The following is a 13,093-nucleotide window of genomic DNA, read 5'->3' as shown; positions in this document are numbered from 1 at the left end:
GCGCGGACGGAAACCCGTCCGCGCCCTCGCGCGCCCGTCCCCGGACGCCGGGGAGGCCGGTGGCTCAGCGGACGACCACCAGACCCCGCTCGGTCACGTTCATCGGCTCGTACCCGTCCTCGGTGCACACGACGATGTCCTCGATGCGGGCGCCGTGCGGGCCCGGGTAGATACCCGGCTCGATCGAGAACGCCATCCCCGGCTCCAGCGGCTCGCGGTTGCCCGCCACGATGTAGGGGTCCTCGTGCGACTCCAGGCCGATGCCGTGCCCGGTGCGGTGGAAGAAGTGCTCGCCGTGCCCCGCCGCCGCGATGACGTCGCGGGCCGCCGCGTCCACCGCCTCCGGCGTCACGCCCGGCCGGACCGCCTCGCAAGAGGCCCGCTGCGCCTCCTGCAGCACCGCGAAGTACGCGGCGTAGTCGGCGGGCGGCTCGCCCACGCAGTAGTTGCGGGTGGAGTCCGAGCAGTAGCCGCTCGGCATCGTCCCGCCGATGTCGACGACCACCGGCTCGCCGCGCCGGATCACCCGGTCCGACAGCTCGGCGTGCGGGTTCGCGCCGTTCGGGCCCGACCCGACGATGACGAAGTCGACCGCCGCGTGCCCCTCGTCGATGATCGCCTCGGCGATGTCCCGGCCGACCTCCCGCTCGGACCGCCCGGCCCGCAGCAGGTCCGGGACGCGGCGGTGCACCCGGTCGATCGCCGCGCCGGCCTCGCGCAGCGCCGCCACCTCGGCCGCGCTCTTGCGCATCCGCAGCTCGCGCAGCACGCCGCCCGCGGCGACCTGGTCGGCGCCCGGCATCGCCGCGCGGAACCGCAGCGCCATCGCCGCCCACATCCGGTCGGCGACGCCCACCGACGCCAGGCCGCCCGGCAGCCGGCGGGCGACCAGCGCGTACGGGTCGTCGGTCTCGTCCCACGGCACCAGCTCGACGCCGAGCGAGCCCGCGGGCGACTCCTGCGCCGCCGGCAGCTCCAGCCGCGGCACGACCAGGAACGCCTCGCCGTCGGCCGGCACCACCAGGCAGGTGAGCCGCTCGAGCTGCTTGGCGTCGTACCCGGCGACGTAGCGCAGGTCCGGGCCGGGCGTCAGCAGCACCGCGCCGAGGCCCGCCTTCGCGGTCGCCTCCCGCACCCGTCCGAGGCGCTCGCGCGGATACAACTCCGTTGTCACATCCGTCTCCATACCGGTCGCGGTGCCGGGCCGCCCCGCCGCAAGGCGCGGGCCGCGCCGTGGAGCACCGCTTCCTCCTCCCCTGTGACCTGCTCCTGTTACATTCTGTCCGTGCTCCGACACAGCTCGCACCGCCTCGGATACCGCACCAGGATCCCAACAATGCCGGGCCGCCGCCGCTCCGGCCCGCCCGCGCCCGCCCGCCGGGGCTGAGCCGATGCGGCAGGACCGAGACGCCGCCCGTCCCGAGGAGCCGCGAGCGCCCGCCGCCGATCCCGCGGCGGCCCGCGTCGTCGCCGTCGTCGAGCAGGCCAAGGGCATGCTGGCCGAGCGGCTCGGCCGCGACGTGGAGACCGCCTACGACCATCTGCTGGACCTGGCCGCCGACGCCGGGATGGAGCCGGAGGCGGCCGCCGCGCTGCTGGTCGGCGCCGACCCCGACCTGCCCGGCGAGCGCCCGGACCCCGGTGACGTCCCGGAGCCGCGCGCGGCCCCGGAGGCACCGCGCGCGGCCCCGGAGGCACGGGGCGGCCCGGACGCCGCCGCGCCCGCCGCCGGCCCCGGCGACGCCGGCGACCTCGCGGCGCAGCTCGCGCTCGTGCAGCGGCTCGGCGACCTCGGCTGGGGCCGCTGGGACCTGACCACCGGGGAGGCCCGCTGGTCGGCCCGGCTGTACGAGCTGTTCGGACGGGACCGCGCGGCCGGGCCGCCGCCGCTGGAACGGCTCGCCGACCACGTCGTCCCCGCCGACCTGCCGCACGCCGAGCACCTCATGCGCACCCTGCTCGCCCGGCACGAGCCCGCCGACGTGGAGCTGCGCGTCCGCGCCGGGGGCGCCGTCCGGCACCTGCGGGTGATGGCCGAGCCCGTCCTGGACGCCGGCGGCGAACCGGCCGCGCTCCACATCGTCTTCCAGGACGCCTCGCCGCGGTGCCGCGGCGAGCTGATGGCCGCGACCCGCCTGCAGCTGGCGCGCCGGCGCCGCCGGATCGCCGAGGAGCGGCACACCGCCGTGGAGATCCAGCGGGCCCTGCTGCCGCTGCCCCGAGGCCCCCGCGAGCTGCCCGGGCTGCGCGCCGCCGTCCGCTACCTGCCCGCGTGCAGCGAGACGCGGGTCGGCGGCGACTGGTACGAGGCGACCGCGCTGTCGCGGGACGAGGTGTTCCTGGCGATCGGCGACGTGTCCGGGCACGGGCCGGCCGCCGCGGCGGCCATGGCGCGGGTCCGGGGCGCCCTCAGCGGGCTGGCGTGCACCGGCGCGGCCCCCGACCGGCTGCTGGCGTCGCTGAACCGGATGCTGCTGAACCCGTCGCCGCTGGACGCGCCCGCGCGCGGCCGGGACCGGCCGCTGACCGCCGGCGCCGTCGCCGCCCGCTACGAGCCGGGCCCGCGCGTGCTGACCTGGGCTCGGGCCGGGCATCCGCCGCCGCTGCTGCTGCGCGGCGGCGCGGCGGAGCTGCTGGAGGCGCCCGAGGGCGTGCTGCTCGGCGCGCTGGACTCCCCGGACCTGGAGTCGGTCATCACCCGGCTGCACCCCGGCGACCTGCTGCTGTTCTACACCGACGGCCTCGTCGAGCGCCGCGACCGCGACGTCGCCGACGGGTTCCGGATGCTGCTCGCCGCCGTCCGCGAGCGTCCGGGCGCCGGACCTGACGCGGTCATCGACCACGTGCTCCGCTCGCTGGGCGCCGCCAACCCCGACGACGACACCTGCGTGCTCGCCGTCCAGGTCGTGTGACGCGTCGGTTCGTGTGACGCGTCGGTTCGTGTGACGTGGCGGCGCATGTGACGTGGCGCCGCCGCGATGTCGGGGCCGCGTGGCAGCATGAGCCCATGAGCGGGCTGATGCTGCTGGACACGCCGTCGTTGTACTTCCGCGCCTTCTACGGGGTGCCCGAGTCGGTGACGGCGCCGGACGGGACGCCGGTGAACGCCGTCCGCGGGCTGATCGACATGATCGCGCGGCTCGTCCAGGACCGCTCCCCCGACCGCCTGGTCTGCTGCATGGACGCCGACTGGCGGCCCGCGTTCCGGGTCGAGGCGCTGCCGTCCTACAAGGCGCACCGGGTCGCCGACGACGGCGGCGACCAGACCCCCGACGCGCTGGAGGCGCAGCTGCCGGTGATCGACGCGGTGCTGGACGCCGTCGGGCTCGCCCGCGTGGGCGTCGCGGGCTACGAGGCCGACGACGTCATCGGCACCCTGGCGGTGCGGGGCGCGGCCGACGGCCCGGTCGACATCGTCACCGGCGACCGCGACCTGTTCCAGCTCGTCGACGACACCGCTCCGGTGTCGGTGCTGTACACCGCGCGCGGCATCCGGAACCTGCAGGTGATGGACGAGGCGGAGGTGGCGGCCAAGTACGGCATCCCCGGCCGCGGCTACGGCGACTACGCGACGCTGCGCGGCGACCCGAGCGACGGGCTGCCGGGCGTGCCGGGCGTCGGCGACAAGACCGCCGCCGCGCTGATCACCCGGTTCGGGTCGGTCGACGGCATCCTCGCGGCATTGGACGCGGGAATCACCGACGGGTTCCCGGCGGGCGCCCGCAAGCGGATGGAGGCGGCGCGGGAGTACCTGGCGTCCGCCGAGACCGTGGTCCGGGTCGTCACCGACATCGACGCGCCGGAGCTGGCGAAGCTCGACGACCGGCTGCCCTCGGAGCCGCGGGACGCCGAGGCCCTGCTGGAGCTCGCCGACACCTGGAACCTCTCCAGCCCCGTCAACCGGCTGCTGAACGCCCTCTCCCGCTAGCCTCCGGCGGCACCGGGGGCGCGGCCGGGTCCCGGCGCGGAGAAATCTCGGCTGCAATTTTCCCCGAAAGTGTCAGATGACGCAGACGGGGCGCGTCCGCGCGCGCAGCATGTGGCTCAATGAGGGGTTCTCCCAGGGACATGCGGAGAGCACGCACGCCGCCGCGGGACGGGCGATGACGGCCGTCGACCGGGCGCCCGGTCGGGCCGCGGCGGCCGCACGAGCGGACCGGTATCCGCGGCACTGGGCCTCACCGCCCCACTCCCCCCATCTGCCGCGGATACCGGTTCACCAGCCGGCGCGCAGCGGCGCGCGCCGGCCGACCGTCCCGACCCGTGAGCCCGGCGGGGCTCGGAAAGCCGGCACCCCGTGAACACCAGGACCCCACCGCGCGGCGGAGTCGCCGCGCCCTCCCCGCCCGGCCGCGGCGAGGGCTTCTGGGGCGAGCTCGATCCCGCGCAGCGCGCCGCGCTGGAGGCGGCGGCCCGGCCGCGCACCTACCCGGCGAAGGCCCCGCTGTGCTACCAGGGCGAGGACTCCGACCACATCATCGTCATCCGGTCCGGCTGGGCGAAGGCGACGTCGGCGACGACCGACGGCCACGAGGTGGTGCTGGCCGTGCGCGGTCCCGGCGACCTGGTGTGCGAGAGCGCGGTGCTCGGCAGCCGGCAGCGGTCGGCGACCGTGACGGCGCTGACCGCGATCCGCGCGCTGGTGGTCCCGGCCGCCCGCTTCACCGCGTTCCTGGACGCCCACCCCGGGGTGTGGCTGCTGGTCAGCGGCACGTTCGTGCGGCGGTTGGACGACGCGGACCGCCGCGTGCAGGCGAACGTGTCGGCGCAGGGTCCGCGGCGGCTGGCGATGCTGCTGTCGCATCTCGCCGAGCTGTCGGCGCGCTACGCCCCGCCCGCCGCGGACGGCTCGGTCGACATCGGGCCGCCGCTGTCGCAGGAGGAGCTGGGCAGCTGGATGGACGCCTCCCGCGAGACCGTCGCCCGCGCGCTCGCGGCGCTGCGCCGCGAGGGCCTGGTGCGCACGGGCCGCCGGAAGATCACGGTGGTGGCGCCGGACGCCCTGCGCGCGTTCGCGTACGAGCCGGACGAGTGAGGGACCGGTGCCGCGGCCCGGCGCCTTTACATTGTAGATTTTTTGAGGTGTCACGGCGCCGGGCGCGGCGTTTGCGGGCCGGTCAGCGGCGCCGGCGGCGGCGCGTGTAGCTGCGCCAGTCCCGGCCGGTGCCGACGCCCGCGAAGTGCAGCGACAGCAGCAGCAGGCCGAGGACGGTCAGCGTCCCGTTGTTGATGGCGTCCGAGGAGATGTCGGCCAGGTCGAAGAGCAGGGCGAGTGCGAAGACGATCGCGGCGACGATCGCGAGCATGCGGTCCTCCGATGGGGGGTCGAGGAGCGCTGGGCGCCCCGCTGGTCGCCGCAACGATCACCGGTTGCGCGCTCGTGAAACCGCGTCCCCTTTTCGGACATCCCAATCAGCCGATCGCGTCGTGTCCCTATTCCGGTCCGGCGGCGATCCCCGGGTAGACGCGCATGGCGTTGCCGCCGAGGACGAGCGACACGGTCTCCTCGTCCAGCCCGAGGTCGGCGATGGCGCGGGCGTTGCGGGCGATGCCGGGGACGCCGGGCCAGTCGGTGCCGAACACGAACTTGCGCGCCAGCCGCTTCAGGTCGTGCCGGGCGTAGTACTCGGGGAGCCGGCGCGGCGGCAGCCCCGACAGCTCGATCCAGACCTCCTCGCGGGACAGCGCGAGGAACGCGGCGGCGTCGTACCACCAGCCGCGGCCGCCGTGGGCGAGGACGAACGTCAGGCCCGGGAAGTGGCGGAGCACGTCGTCGATCGGCGTCGGGTCGGCGTACCGGTTGGCCGAGCCGGGGAACGAGCTGGTGCCGCAGTGCACGACGACCGGGACGCCCGCGTCCCGGCACACCGCGTACGCCGGGTACAGGTCGGGGTCGGCGACACTGAACCCGCCGTGCACGGGGTGCAGTTTGAGCGCGACGGCGCCGAAGCCGAGCTGGCGCTCCAGCTCGGCGTCGATCGGGTAGTGCAGGTGCGGGTTGAGGTTGGCGATCGGCTTGAACCGGCGCGGGTTGTGCTTGAGCAGCGGGACCAGGTCCTCGATGGGCTGGTACCCGGTGGTCTTGGGGCTGTACTCGCACAGCAGCAGCGCGACGTCGACGCCCTCGGCCTCGAAGTAGGCGTCGACGCGTTCGGGGACGAGGGTGCCGGAGTCGTCGTAGAGGTCCTGCCAGGGGTGCGCGGAGCCGAACTCCTCGGCCCACTGCCGCCACGCCGGGGGCAGGGTCGGCAGCCGCGCGGTGTGGACGTGGGCGTCGATGAGGGGCCGTCCGTCGAGCATGTGCGCCTCCCCCGCGTCAGGGCCGGATCTGCTCGAGCTCGGCGGCGTAGCGGCGGCCGTTGGCGACGTACATCGCGACCGCCTCGGCGTGCCACTTCTCGTCGATGCCGCCGGGCCTGGCCTTGGCGGGGACGCCGAGCGCGGTGTGGCCGGCGGGGACGGCGCCGTCCTCGGTGACGACGGCGCCGGCGCCCACGACGCCGCGGGTGCCGACGCGGGCGCGGTTCAGCACGACCGAGCCGGAGCCGATGAGGCAGCGGTCCTCGACGACGCAGCCCTCGAGGTGGGCGTTGTGGCCGACGACGCAGTCGGCGCCGATGACGGTCGGCCACTCCTCGGTGGTGTGCACGACGGTGCCGTCCTGGACGGAGGTGCGGGCGCCGACGGTGATGGAGCCGTAGTCGCCGCGCAGCACGGCCCCCGGCCAGACGGTCGCGCCCTCGCCGAGGGTCACCGACCCGATGACGGTCGCGCCCGGATGGACGTACGCGGTCGGATGGATGTCGGGGACCTGGTCTCCCAGCGCGTAGACGGCCATGCGGCGGAGCCTACCCGGCGGCCCCCGCCGCGCCGCCGCGCAGGGCGCCCAGGATCGTCGGGACGAGCGTCTCCGCGGCCCGCGCGGCGTCCAGCCGACCCTCGTCGACCTCCAGCGCGGCGGCGTGCATCAGCGAGTAGACCGCGGTGGCCTGCCAGCCGGGCGGTTCGGCGGCGGAGAACACGCCCTCCTCGCGGCCCCGCCGCAGCAGGCGCTCGAGGCGGGCGAACACGGCGGCGTGCCGGTCGCGGACCCGTTCGGGGCCGAGCACCCGCAGCGCGACCGCCAGGACCGTCCGCTGCCGGTCCAGGACCCGCCAGGACGAGCGGACGAGGCGCGCGAGGGCCTCGTCCGCCCGCCCGGCGTCGACGTCGACGGCGCCGAGGACGGCGTCGGCGTCGGCGAGCGACCGGTCGAACAGGGTGTCCACCAGCGCCTCCCGGGACGGGAAGTGCCCGTAGAGGGTGACCCGCCCGACCCCGGCGGCCTTGGCGATCTCGGTCATGCTTGCCGAGGGGTCGCGGCCGAGGCGGGCGAGCGCGGCGTCGAGGATCGCCTCGATGTTGCGCTCGGCGTCGGCGCGGCGGCGGGTCGCGGAGGTCATGGGGCCAGGGTAGGGCTCGCCGGGCGGCGGTTCAGTGCGCGAAGACCGGGCCGTCGCCGGGCTCGGGCCGCCCGGCCGGGACGAGCGCGAGCGCGAGGACCGCGGCGGCGGCGGCGATCACGCCGAACACCGTGAACGCGGTCTGGAACCCGCCGGCCGTGTGGCCGCCGATGCTCGCGCCGGCGAGGGCGGTCGCCAGCGCGACGCCGAGGGCGCCGCCGATCTCGTGGCCGGTGTTGACGACGCCGGAGGCCAGGCCCGCCTCGTCGTGGCCGATCCCGTTCATCGCGGTCGTGGTGGCGCACACGAATCCGGCGCCCACGCCGAGCGACAGCAGCACGAAGCCGGGCAGCACGTCCGGCCAGGCGTGCCCGCCGGAGGGGACCTGGGCCAACAGCAGCGCCCCGGCCGCCGCGACCGCGAACCCGGACGCGGCGACGGGCCGTCCGCCGATCCGGCCGACCAGGTGGGACGCGAGGTGGGCGCCCGTGATCGTGGCGGCGGCGGCCGGCAGGAACGTGAGGCCCGTCTTCACCGCGGAGAAGTGCAGCAGGTTCTGCAGGTACTGCGAGCAGAGGAAGAACCCCGACAGCAGCAGCACGGACGCCGACACCATCAGCGCGTTGCCGGAGGCGACCGTCCGGCGCCGCAGCAGCCCGAGCGGGACCAGCGGCGTCCGGACGGTCCGCTCGACCAGTACGAACCCGGCCGCGAGCAGGACGGCGCCCCCGATCGGGACGAGCGCCGACGCCGCGTCCCAGCCGTCCTCGCCCGCCTTGACCAGGCCGTAGATGAGCGCCCCGGCGGCGAGGGTGGCGGTGACCGCGCCGCCCGGGTCGAGCGGCCCGCGCACCGGCGGCACGGACGCGACCGTCGCCGGCACCAGGGCCAGCAGGGCCAGGCCGACCGGGACGTTGACGAAGAACACCCATTCCCAGCCGGGTCCGCTGGTGAGCAGTCCGCCGGCCAGCACGCCCACGGCCGCGCCGGTGCCGCCGATGGCCGCCCACACGCCGAGGGCGCGGTTGCGCTCGGGGCCGTGGAAGGTGGTCGTGACGATCGACAGCGCGGCCGGCGACAGCAGCGCGGCGCCGATACCCTGCGCCGCGCGCCCGGCGATGAGCACTCCCCCAGTGGCGGCGAGGCCGGAGACCAGCGACGCGGCGGTGAACAGCGCGAGCCCGAGCAGGAGGGCGCGCCTGCGGCCGAGCGCGTCGGCGAGCCGGCCGCCGAGCAGCAGCAGGCCGCCGAAGCACAGCGAGTAGGCGGTGACGACCCAGGTCTGGCCGCCGCGGCCGAGCGAGAGGTCCGCGGCGATGGAGGGCAGCGCCACGTTCACCACGGTGATGTCGATGATCAGCATGAACTGGGCGGCGCACAGCAGGGCGAGCGCCCGCCACCGGCGGGGGTCGGCGGGCGGCGGGCCCGGGTGCGCGCGGGGTGACGCGGTCGCGTGGTCGTGCACGACGGCTCCTAACTCGAACATCATTGTTCGGGTTAGCGTAGCCCGCTCGGCCAATAACTTGAACAGATTTGTTCGGGTTATTTCCTCAGGCGTCCACCGACTCCTGCTCGTCCAGCCAGGACACGATGCCCTCCAGCGCGCCGCGGCAGCTCCCGCAGCCGGTGCCGGCGCGGGTCCGCCGGGAGACCTCGTCGGCGGTGCGCGCGCCGTCCTGCCAGCAGGCGCGGATCTGGCCCTTGCTGACGTTGTTGCAGTTGCAGACCGTCGCCGCGTCCGGCATCCGCACCGGCGAGGCGGCCTCCGGCGCGCCGCCGAGCCCGGGGAACAGCAGGTCCAGCCGCTCGGACGGCAGCGGCGAGGCCCGGTCGTAGAGCTGGGTGAGCGCCCCGGCGGCGGAGGTCTCGCCGAGCAGGATCGCGCCGATCAGCCGGCCGTCCCGGATCACCGCCTTCTTGTAGGTGCCGCGCGCCGCGTCGGTGAACCGGACGACCTCCACGCCGTCGTCCTCGTCGCCGAAGTGCGTCTCCCCCATCGACGCCAGCTCGATGCCGGCCGCCTTCAGCCGGGTGATCTGCCGGGCGCCGGTGAAGCGCGCGGCGGGGTCGGTGCCCGCCAGCAGCCCCGCCAGCACGGTCGCCTGCTCCCACGCGGGCGCGACCAGCCCGTACACCTCGTCGCGGTGCTCGGAGCACTCCCCGATCGCGCGGACGGACGGGTCGGAGACCGAGCGCAGCTCGTCGTCCACGACGATCGCCCGGCCGATCGCGAGCCCGGCGCCGCGGGCCAGCGACACCTCGGGCCGCACCCCGCACGACAGGATGACCAGGTCGGTGTCGATCACCTCGCGGCCGCCGTCCGGCAGGGCCAGCTCGACGCCGGTGACCACCCGGTCGTCGCCGGTGCCGGAGAGGCACAGCCCCGCGACGTTGGCCTGCACGCGGGTGCCGATGCCGAGGCTCGCGAGGGTCCGCGCCAGCACCCGGCCGGCGGCCGGGTCGAGCTGGCGCTCCATCAGGTGCCCGGCCAGGTGCAGGACGGTCACCTCCAGCCCGCGGCCCATCAGCCCGCGCGCCGCCTCGATGCCGAGCAGCCCGCCGCCGACCACCACCGCGCGCTTGGCGGTCTCGGCCAGCTCGGAGATCCGCCGACAGTCGTCCAGCGTGCGGAACACCAGCGCGCCGCCGGGCAGCCCGTCCTCCAGGCCGGGCATCGGCGGGACGAACGCGGTGCTGCCGGTCGCCAGCACGAGCGTGCCGTAGCGGGTGACGGTGCCGTCGGAGGCGTGCACGGCGCGCGCCTCCCGGTCGATGCGGACGACCTCGACGCCGAGCCTCGCGTCCACCCCGTGCGAGGCGTACCAGGCCGCGTCGACCAGGCTGATGTGGTCCGGCCTGGTCTTCCCGGCGAGGACGTTGGACAGCAGCACCCGGTTGTAGGGGCGCTGCGTCTCGGCGCCGAACACCGTGACGGGCACGCCGGGGTCACGGGAGCGCAGCTCGCTGACGAAGCGCGCCCCGGCCATCCCGTTCCCGACGACGACGATCCGTTCGCGTTTCACTTGACCTCCAGCGGCAGGAGCACGGGCTTGATCTGCTCGCGCTCGACCTCGAACTCGATGCTCGGGTCGGGGGTCTGCGGCGCGTTGACGAACGAGACGAACCGGCGGAGCCGGTCGGGGTCGGCGAGGGTGTCGTGCCACTCGTCGGAGTAGCCGGCGACGTGGCGTTCCATGGCGGCGTCGAGCTCGGCGCAGATGCCGAGCCGGTCGTCCACGATGACCTCGCGGAGGTAGTCGACGCCGCCGTCCAGCGCCTCCATCCAGCTCGCGGTGCGCTGCAGCCGGTCGGCGGTGCGGATGTAGAACATCAGGAACCGGTCGATGGTGCGGACCAGCTCCTCGTCGGACAGGTCGGAGGCGAACAGGTCGGCGTGCCGGGGGCGCATGCCGCCGTTCCCGGCCAGGTAGAGGTTCCAGCCGTTCTCGGTGGCGATGACGCCGAAGTCCTTGCTCTGCGCCTCCGCGCACTCGCGGGCGCAGCCCGACACCGCCGACTTCAGCTTGTGCGGGGCGCGCAGGCCCCGGTACCGCAGCTCCAGCCGGATCGCCATCGCGACCGAGTCCTGCACGCCGTAGCGGCACCAGGTGGAGCCGACGCACGACTTCACCGTGCGCAGCGCCTTGCCGTAGGCGTGCCCGGACTCGAACCCGGCGTCGACCAGCCGCTTCCAGATCTCCGGGAGCTGCTCGACCCGGGCCCCGAACAGGTCGATGCGCTGCCCGCCGGTGATCTTGGTGTAGAGGCCGAAGTCGCGCGCCACCTCGCCGATCACGATCAGCTTCTCCGGAGTGATCTCGCCGCCGGGGACGCGCGGGACCACCGAGTAGGTGCCGTTCTTCTGCAGGTTGGCCAGGAAGTGGTCGTTGGTGTCCTGCAGCGCGGCCTGCTCGCCCTCCAGGATGTGCCCGTTGCCGAGGCTGGCGAGGATGGAGGCGACCGCGGGCTTGCAGATGTCGCAGCCCCGTCCCCGGCCGTGCTCCTGGACGAGCTGGGTGAAGCTGGTGACCCGCCCGCCCCGGATGATGTCGAACAGCTCGGCGCGGCTGTAGTCGAAGTGCTCGCAGAGCGCCTTGCTGACCTCGATCCCGGCGGCGGTCAGCTCGGCGTCCAGGATCCGCTTCACCAGCGGGACGCAGCTGCCGCAGCTCGTCCCGGCCTTCGTGCAGCCCTTCACCGCGGCCACGTCGGTGAGGGAGTCCGCCGCGATCGCGCCGCGGATCGTCTCGGCGGTGACGTTGTTGCAGGAGCAGATGACGGTGGCGCCCGGCAGGTCGCCGCCCGCCGCCTCCGTGCCGCCGAACAGCATCTGTTCGGGGGCGCCGGGCAGGCTCCCGCCGACGTAGGCGCGCAGCGCCCCGTACGACTCGGCGTCGCCGACCAGCACGCCGCCGAGCAGCGTCTTGGCGTCGTCGCTGACGATGAGCTTCTTGTAGACCCCGGCGACCGGGTCGGTGTAGGTGACGCCGAGCGCGCCCTGGTCCGGGCCGGCGAACGGGTCGCCGAAGCTGGCGACGTCCACGCCCATCAGCTTCAGCTTCGTCGACATGTCGGCGCCCTCGAATGCCGCGGAGCTCCCGGGGTTCAGCAGCCGGTCGGCGACGACCTCCGCCATCGAGAAGCACGGCCCGACCAGCCCGTACACCGTCCCGCCGACGAGCGCGCACTCGCCGATCGCCCAGATCGCCGGGTCCTCGGTGCGGCAGGAGGCGTCCACGACGATGCCGCCGCGCTCCCCCACCGGCAGCCCGCAGCCGCGGGCCAGCTCGTCGCGCGGCCGGATCCCGGCGGAGAACACCACGACCTCGGCGTCGATCCGCGAACCGTCGGCCAGCGCGATCCGCGCGGCGGCGCCGTCCTCGCCCGCCTCGATCCGCTGCATCGGCGTGCCCGCGTGCACCGCCATGCCGAGGGCCTCGATGTGGCGGCGCAGCATCGCGCCGCCGCCCTCGTCCAGCTGGCGCGGCATCAGCCACGGCGCGACCTCCACCACGCCGCTGCGCAGGCCGAGTCCCTGGATCGCCCGGGCCGCCTCCAGGCCGAGCAGCCCGCCGCCGACGACCGCGCCGGTCGCCCGGTCGCGCGCGTACTCGCGGATCGCGTCCAGGTCGTCGATCGTGCGGTAGACGAACACGCCGGGCAGGTCCCGGCCCTCGACCGGCGGGACGAACGGCGCCGAGCCGGTGGCGAGCACCAGCGCGTCGTAGCCGACGGTCCGCCCGGCGGAGGTGGCCACGGTGCGCGCGGCGCGGTCGATCGCGGTGACCCGCTCGCCGGTGATGACCGAGACCCCGCCGCCGTGCGCCGGATAGGCCAGGTCGGCGCCCTCCAGGTGGGTGGTCAGCGCCACGCGGTCGTAGGCGGTGCGCGACTCCTCGCCGATGACGGTGACCGTCCACGTCCCGGCGCCGTCGCGCTCGCGCAGGGCCTCCACCAGGCGGTGCGAGGCCGGTCCGTGGCCGACCACGACCAGGTGCATGTCCGGTTCGTTGCGAGCTTCCATGCCTTGATCCTCGGCAAGCCTTATTTCCCGTATGGGTCCCGGACATCACCCCCGCGTTAACTGGCGCTCACACCCCGCCGGGGGCTCGGCGGGGGGCGCGGCCCGCGCTCGGCCGTGCTCGGCGCGC

At 75.3% G+C, this 13,093-nt stretch carries 11 protein-coding genes; 3 read left to right on the top strand and 8 right to left on the bottom strand.

Going from position 1 to position 13,093, the window contains the following annotated elements; genetic code table 11:
* Positions 1 to 64: 64 nt before the first annotated feature.
* Positions 65 to 1,174 carry a M24 family metallopeptidase gene (locus QP089_RS46235; RefSeq protein WP_285920963.1) on the bottom strand — a complete coding sequence of 370 codons (1,110 nt, stop codon included), beginning with the start codon at positions 1,172 to 1,174 and terminating at the stop codon, positions 65 to 67.
* A gap of 217 nt (positions 1,175 to 1,391) precedes the next feature.
* On the opposite strand from QP089_RS46235, the gene QP089_RS46230 reads away from it, so the two are divergent.
* From QP089_RS46230 to QP089_RS46220, 3 genes are all read left to right on the top strand, one after another.
* Complete coding sequence (locus QP089_RS46230) at positions 1,392 to 2,912, top strand: SpoIIE family protein phosphatase (RefSeq protein WP_285920962.1); 1,521 nt, start codon at positions 1,392 to 1,394, stop codon at positions 2,910 to 2,912.
* 95 nt (positions 2,913 to 3,007) lie between these two features.
* Complete coding sequence (locus QP089_RS46225) at positions 3,008 to 3,928, top strand: 5'-3' exonuclease (protein WP_285920961.1); 921 nt, start codon at positions 3,008 to 3,010, stop codon at positions 3,926 to 3,928.
* A gap of 369 nt (positions 3,929 to 4,297) precedes the next feature.
* Complete coding sequence (locus QP089_RS46220; RefSeq protein ID WP_285920960.1) at positions 4,298 to 5,035, top strand: Crp/Fnr family transcriptional regulator; 738 nt, start codon at positions 4,298 to 4,300, stop codon at positions 5,033 to 5,035.
* An 82-nt stretch (positions 5,036 to 5,117) separates the two neighbouring features.
* Here the strand turns inward: QP089_RS46220 and QP089_RS46215 are convergent, their stop codons facing one another.
* From QP089_RS46215 to nirB, 7 genes are all read right to left on the bottom strand, one after another.
* Complete coding sequence (locus QP089_RS46215) at positions 5,118 to 5,306, bottom strand: hypothetical protein (RefSeq protein ID WP_285920959.1); 189 nt, start codon at positions 5,304 to 5,306, stop codon at positions 5,118 to 5,120.
* Between the two features lie 127 nt (positions 5,307 to 5,433).
* Complete coding sequence (locus QP089_RS46210) at positions 5,434 to 6,300, bottom strand: amidohydrolase family protein (RefSeq protein WP_285920958.1); 867 nt, start codon at positions 6,298 to 6,300, stop codon at positions 5,434 to 5,436.
* 16 nt (positions 6,301 to 6,316) lie between these two features.
* Positions 6,317 to 6,838 (bottom strand): gamma carbonic anhydrase family protein, encoded by a 522-nt coding sequence (locus QP089_RS46205; protein WP_285920957.1) that lies wholly within the window; start codon positions 6,836 to 6,838, stop codon positions 6,317 to 6,319.
* A gap of 10 nt (positions 6,839 to 6,848) precedes the next feature.
* A complete protein-coding gene (locus QP089_RS46200; RefSeq protein WP_285920956.1) occupies positions 6,849 to 7,442 on the bottom strand; it encodes a TetR/AcrR family transcriptional regulator in 594 nt (197 codons plus the stop codon).
* Between the two features lie 31 nt (positions 7,443 to 7,473).
* On the bottom strand, positions 7,474 to 8,907 hold the full coding sequence (locus QP089_RS46195) for an MFS transporter (protein ID WP_285920955.1): 1,434 nt from the start codon (positions 8,905 to 8,907) through the stop codon (positions 7,474 to 7,476).
* Between the two features lie 85 nt (positions 8,908 to 8,992).
* Positions 8,993 to 10,465 carry an FAD-dependent oxidoreductase gene (locus QP089_RS46190; protein WP_285920954.1) on the bottom strand — a complete coding sequence of 491 codons (1,473 nt, stop codon included), beginning with the start codon at positions 10,463 to 10,465 and terminating at the stop codon, positions 8,993 to 8,995.
* Positions 10,462 to 12,966: a nitrite reductase large subunit NirB gene (nirB, locus tag QP089_RS46185; protein WP_285920953.1), complete on the bottom strand. Its 2,505-nt coding sequence runs from the start codon at positions 12,964 to 12,966 to the stop codon at positions 10,462 to 10,464. Before nirB ends, QP089_RS46190 begins: the two co-directional genes overlap by 4 nt.
* Positions 12,967 to 13,093: the final 127 nt, after the last annotated feature.

It is taken from the genome of Actinomadura opuntiae, assembly GCF_030283205.1.
GTDB lineage: Bacteria > Actinomycetota > Actinomycetes > Streptosporangiales > Streptosporangiaceae > Spirillospora.
Note: the sequence above shows the minus strand (reverse complement) of the source record. Positions and strands in the feature narration are given on the sequence as shown.

What these genes read in the sequence shown, in the direction of transcription:
- nirB (WP_285920953.1), bottom strand. Translation starts at nt 12,966, where the DNA reads ATGGAAGCTCGCAACGAACCGGACATGCACCTGGTCGTGGTCGGCCAC.
- QP089_RS46230 (WP_285920962.1), top strand. Translation starts at nt 1,392, where the DNA reads ATGCGGCAGGACCGAGACGCCGCCCGTCCCGAGGAGCCGCGAGCGCCC.
- QP089_RS46225 (WP_285920961.1), top strand. Translation starts at nt 3,008, where the DNA reads ATGAGCGGGCTGATGCTGCTGGACACGCCGTCGTTGTACTTCCGCGCC.
- QP089_RS46205 (WP_285920957.1), bottom strand. Translation starts at nt 6,838, where the DNA reads ATGGCCGTCTACGCGCTGGGAGACCAGGTCCCCGACATCCATCCGACC.
- QP089_RS46210 (WP_285920958.1), bottom strand. Translation starts at nt 6,300, where the DNA reads ATGCTCGACGGACGGCCCCTCATCGACGCCCACGTCCACACCGCGCGG.
- QP089_RS46215 (WP_285920959.1), bottom strand. Translation starts at nt 5,306, where the DNA reads ATGCTCGCGATCGTCGCCGCGATCGTCTTCGCACTCGCCCTGCTCTTC.
- QP089_RS46200 (WP_285920956.1), bottom strand. Translation starts at nt 7,442, where the DNA reads ATGACCTCCGCGACCCGCCGCCGCGCCGACGCCGAGCGCAACATCGAG.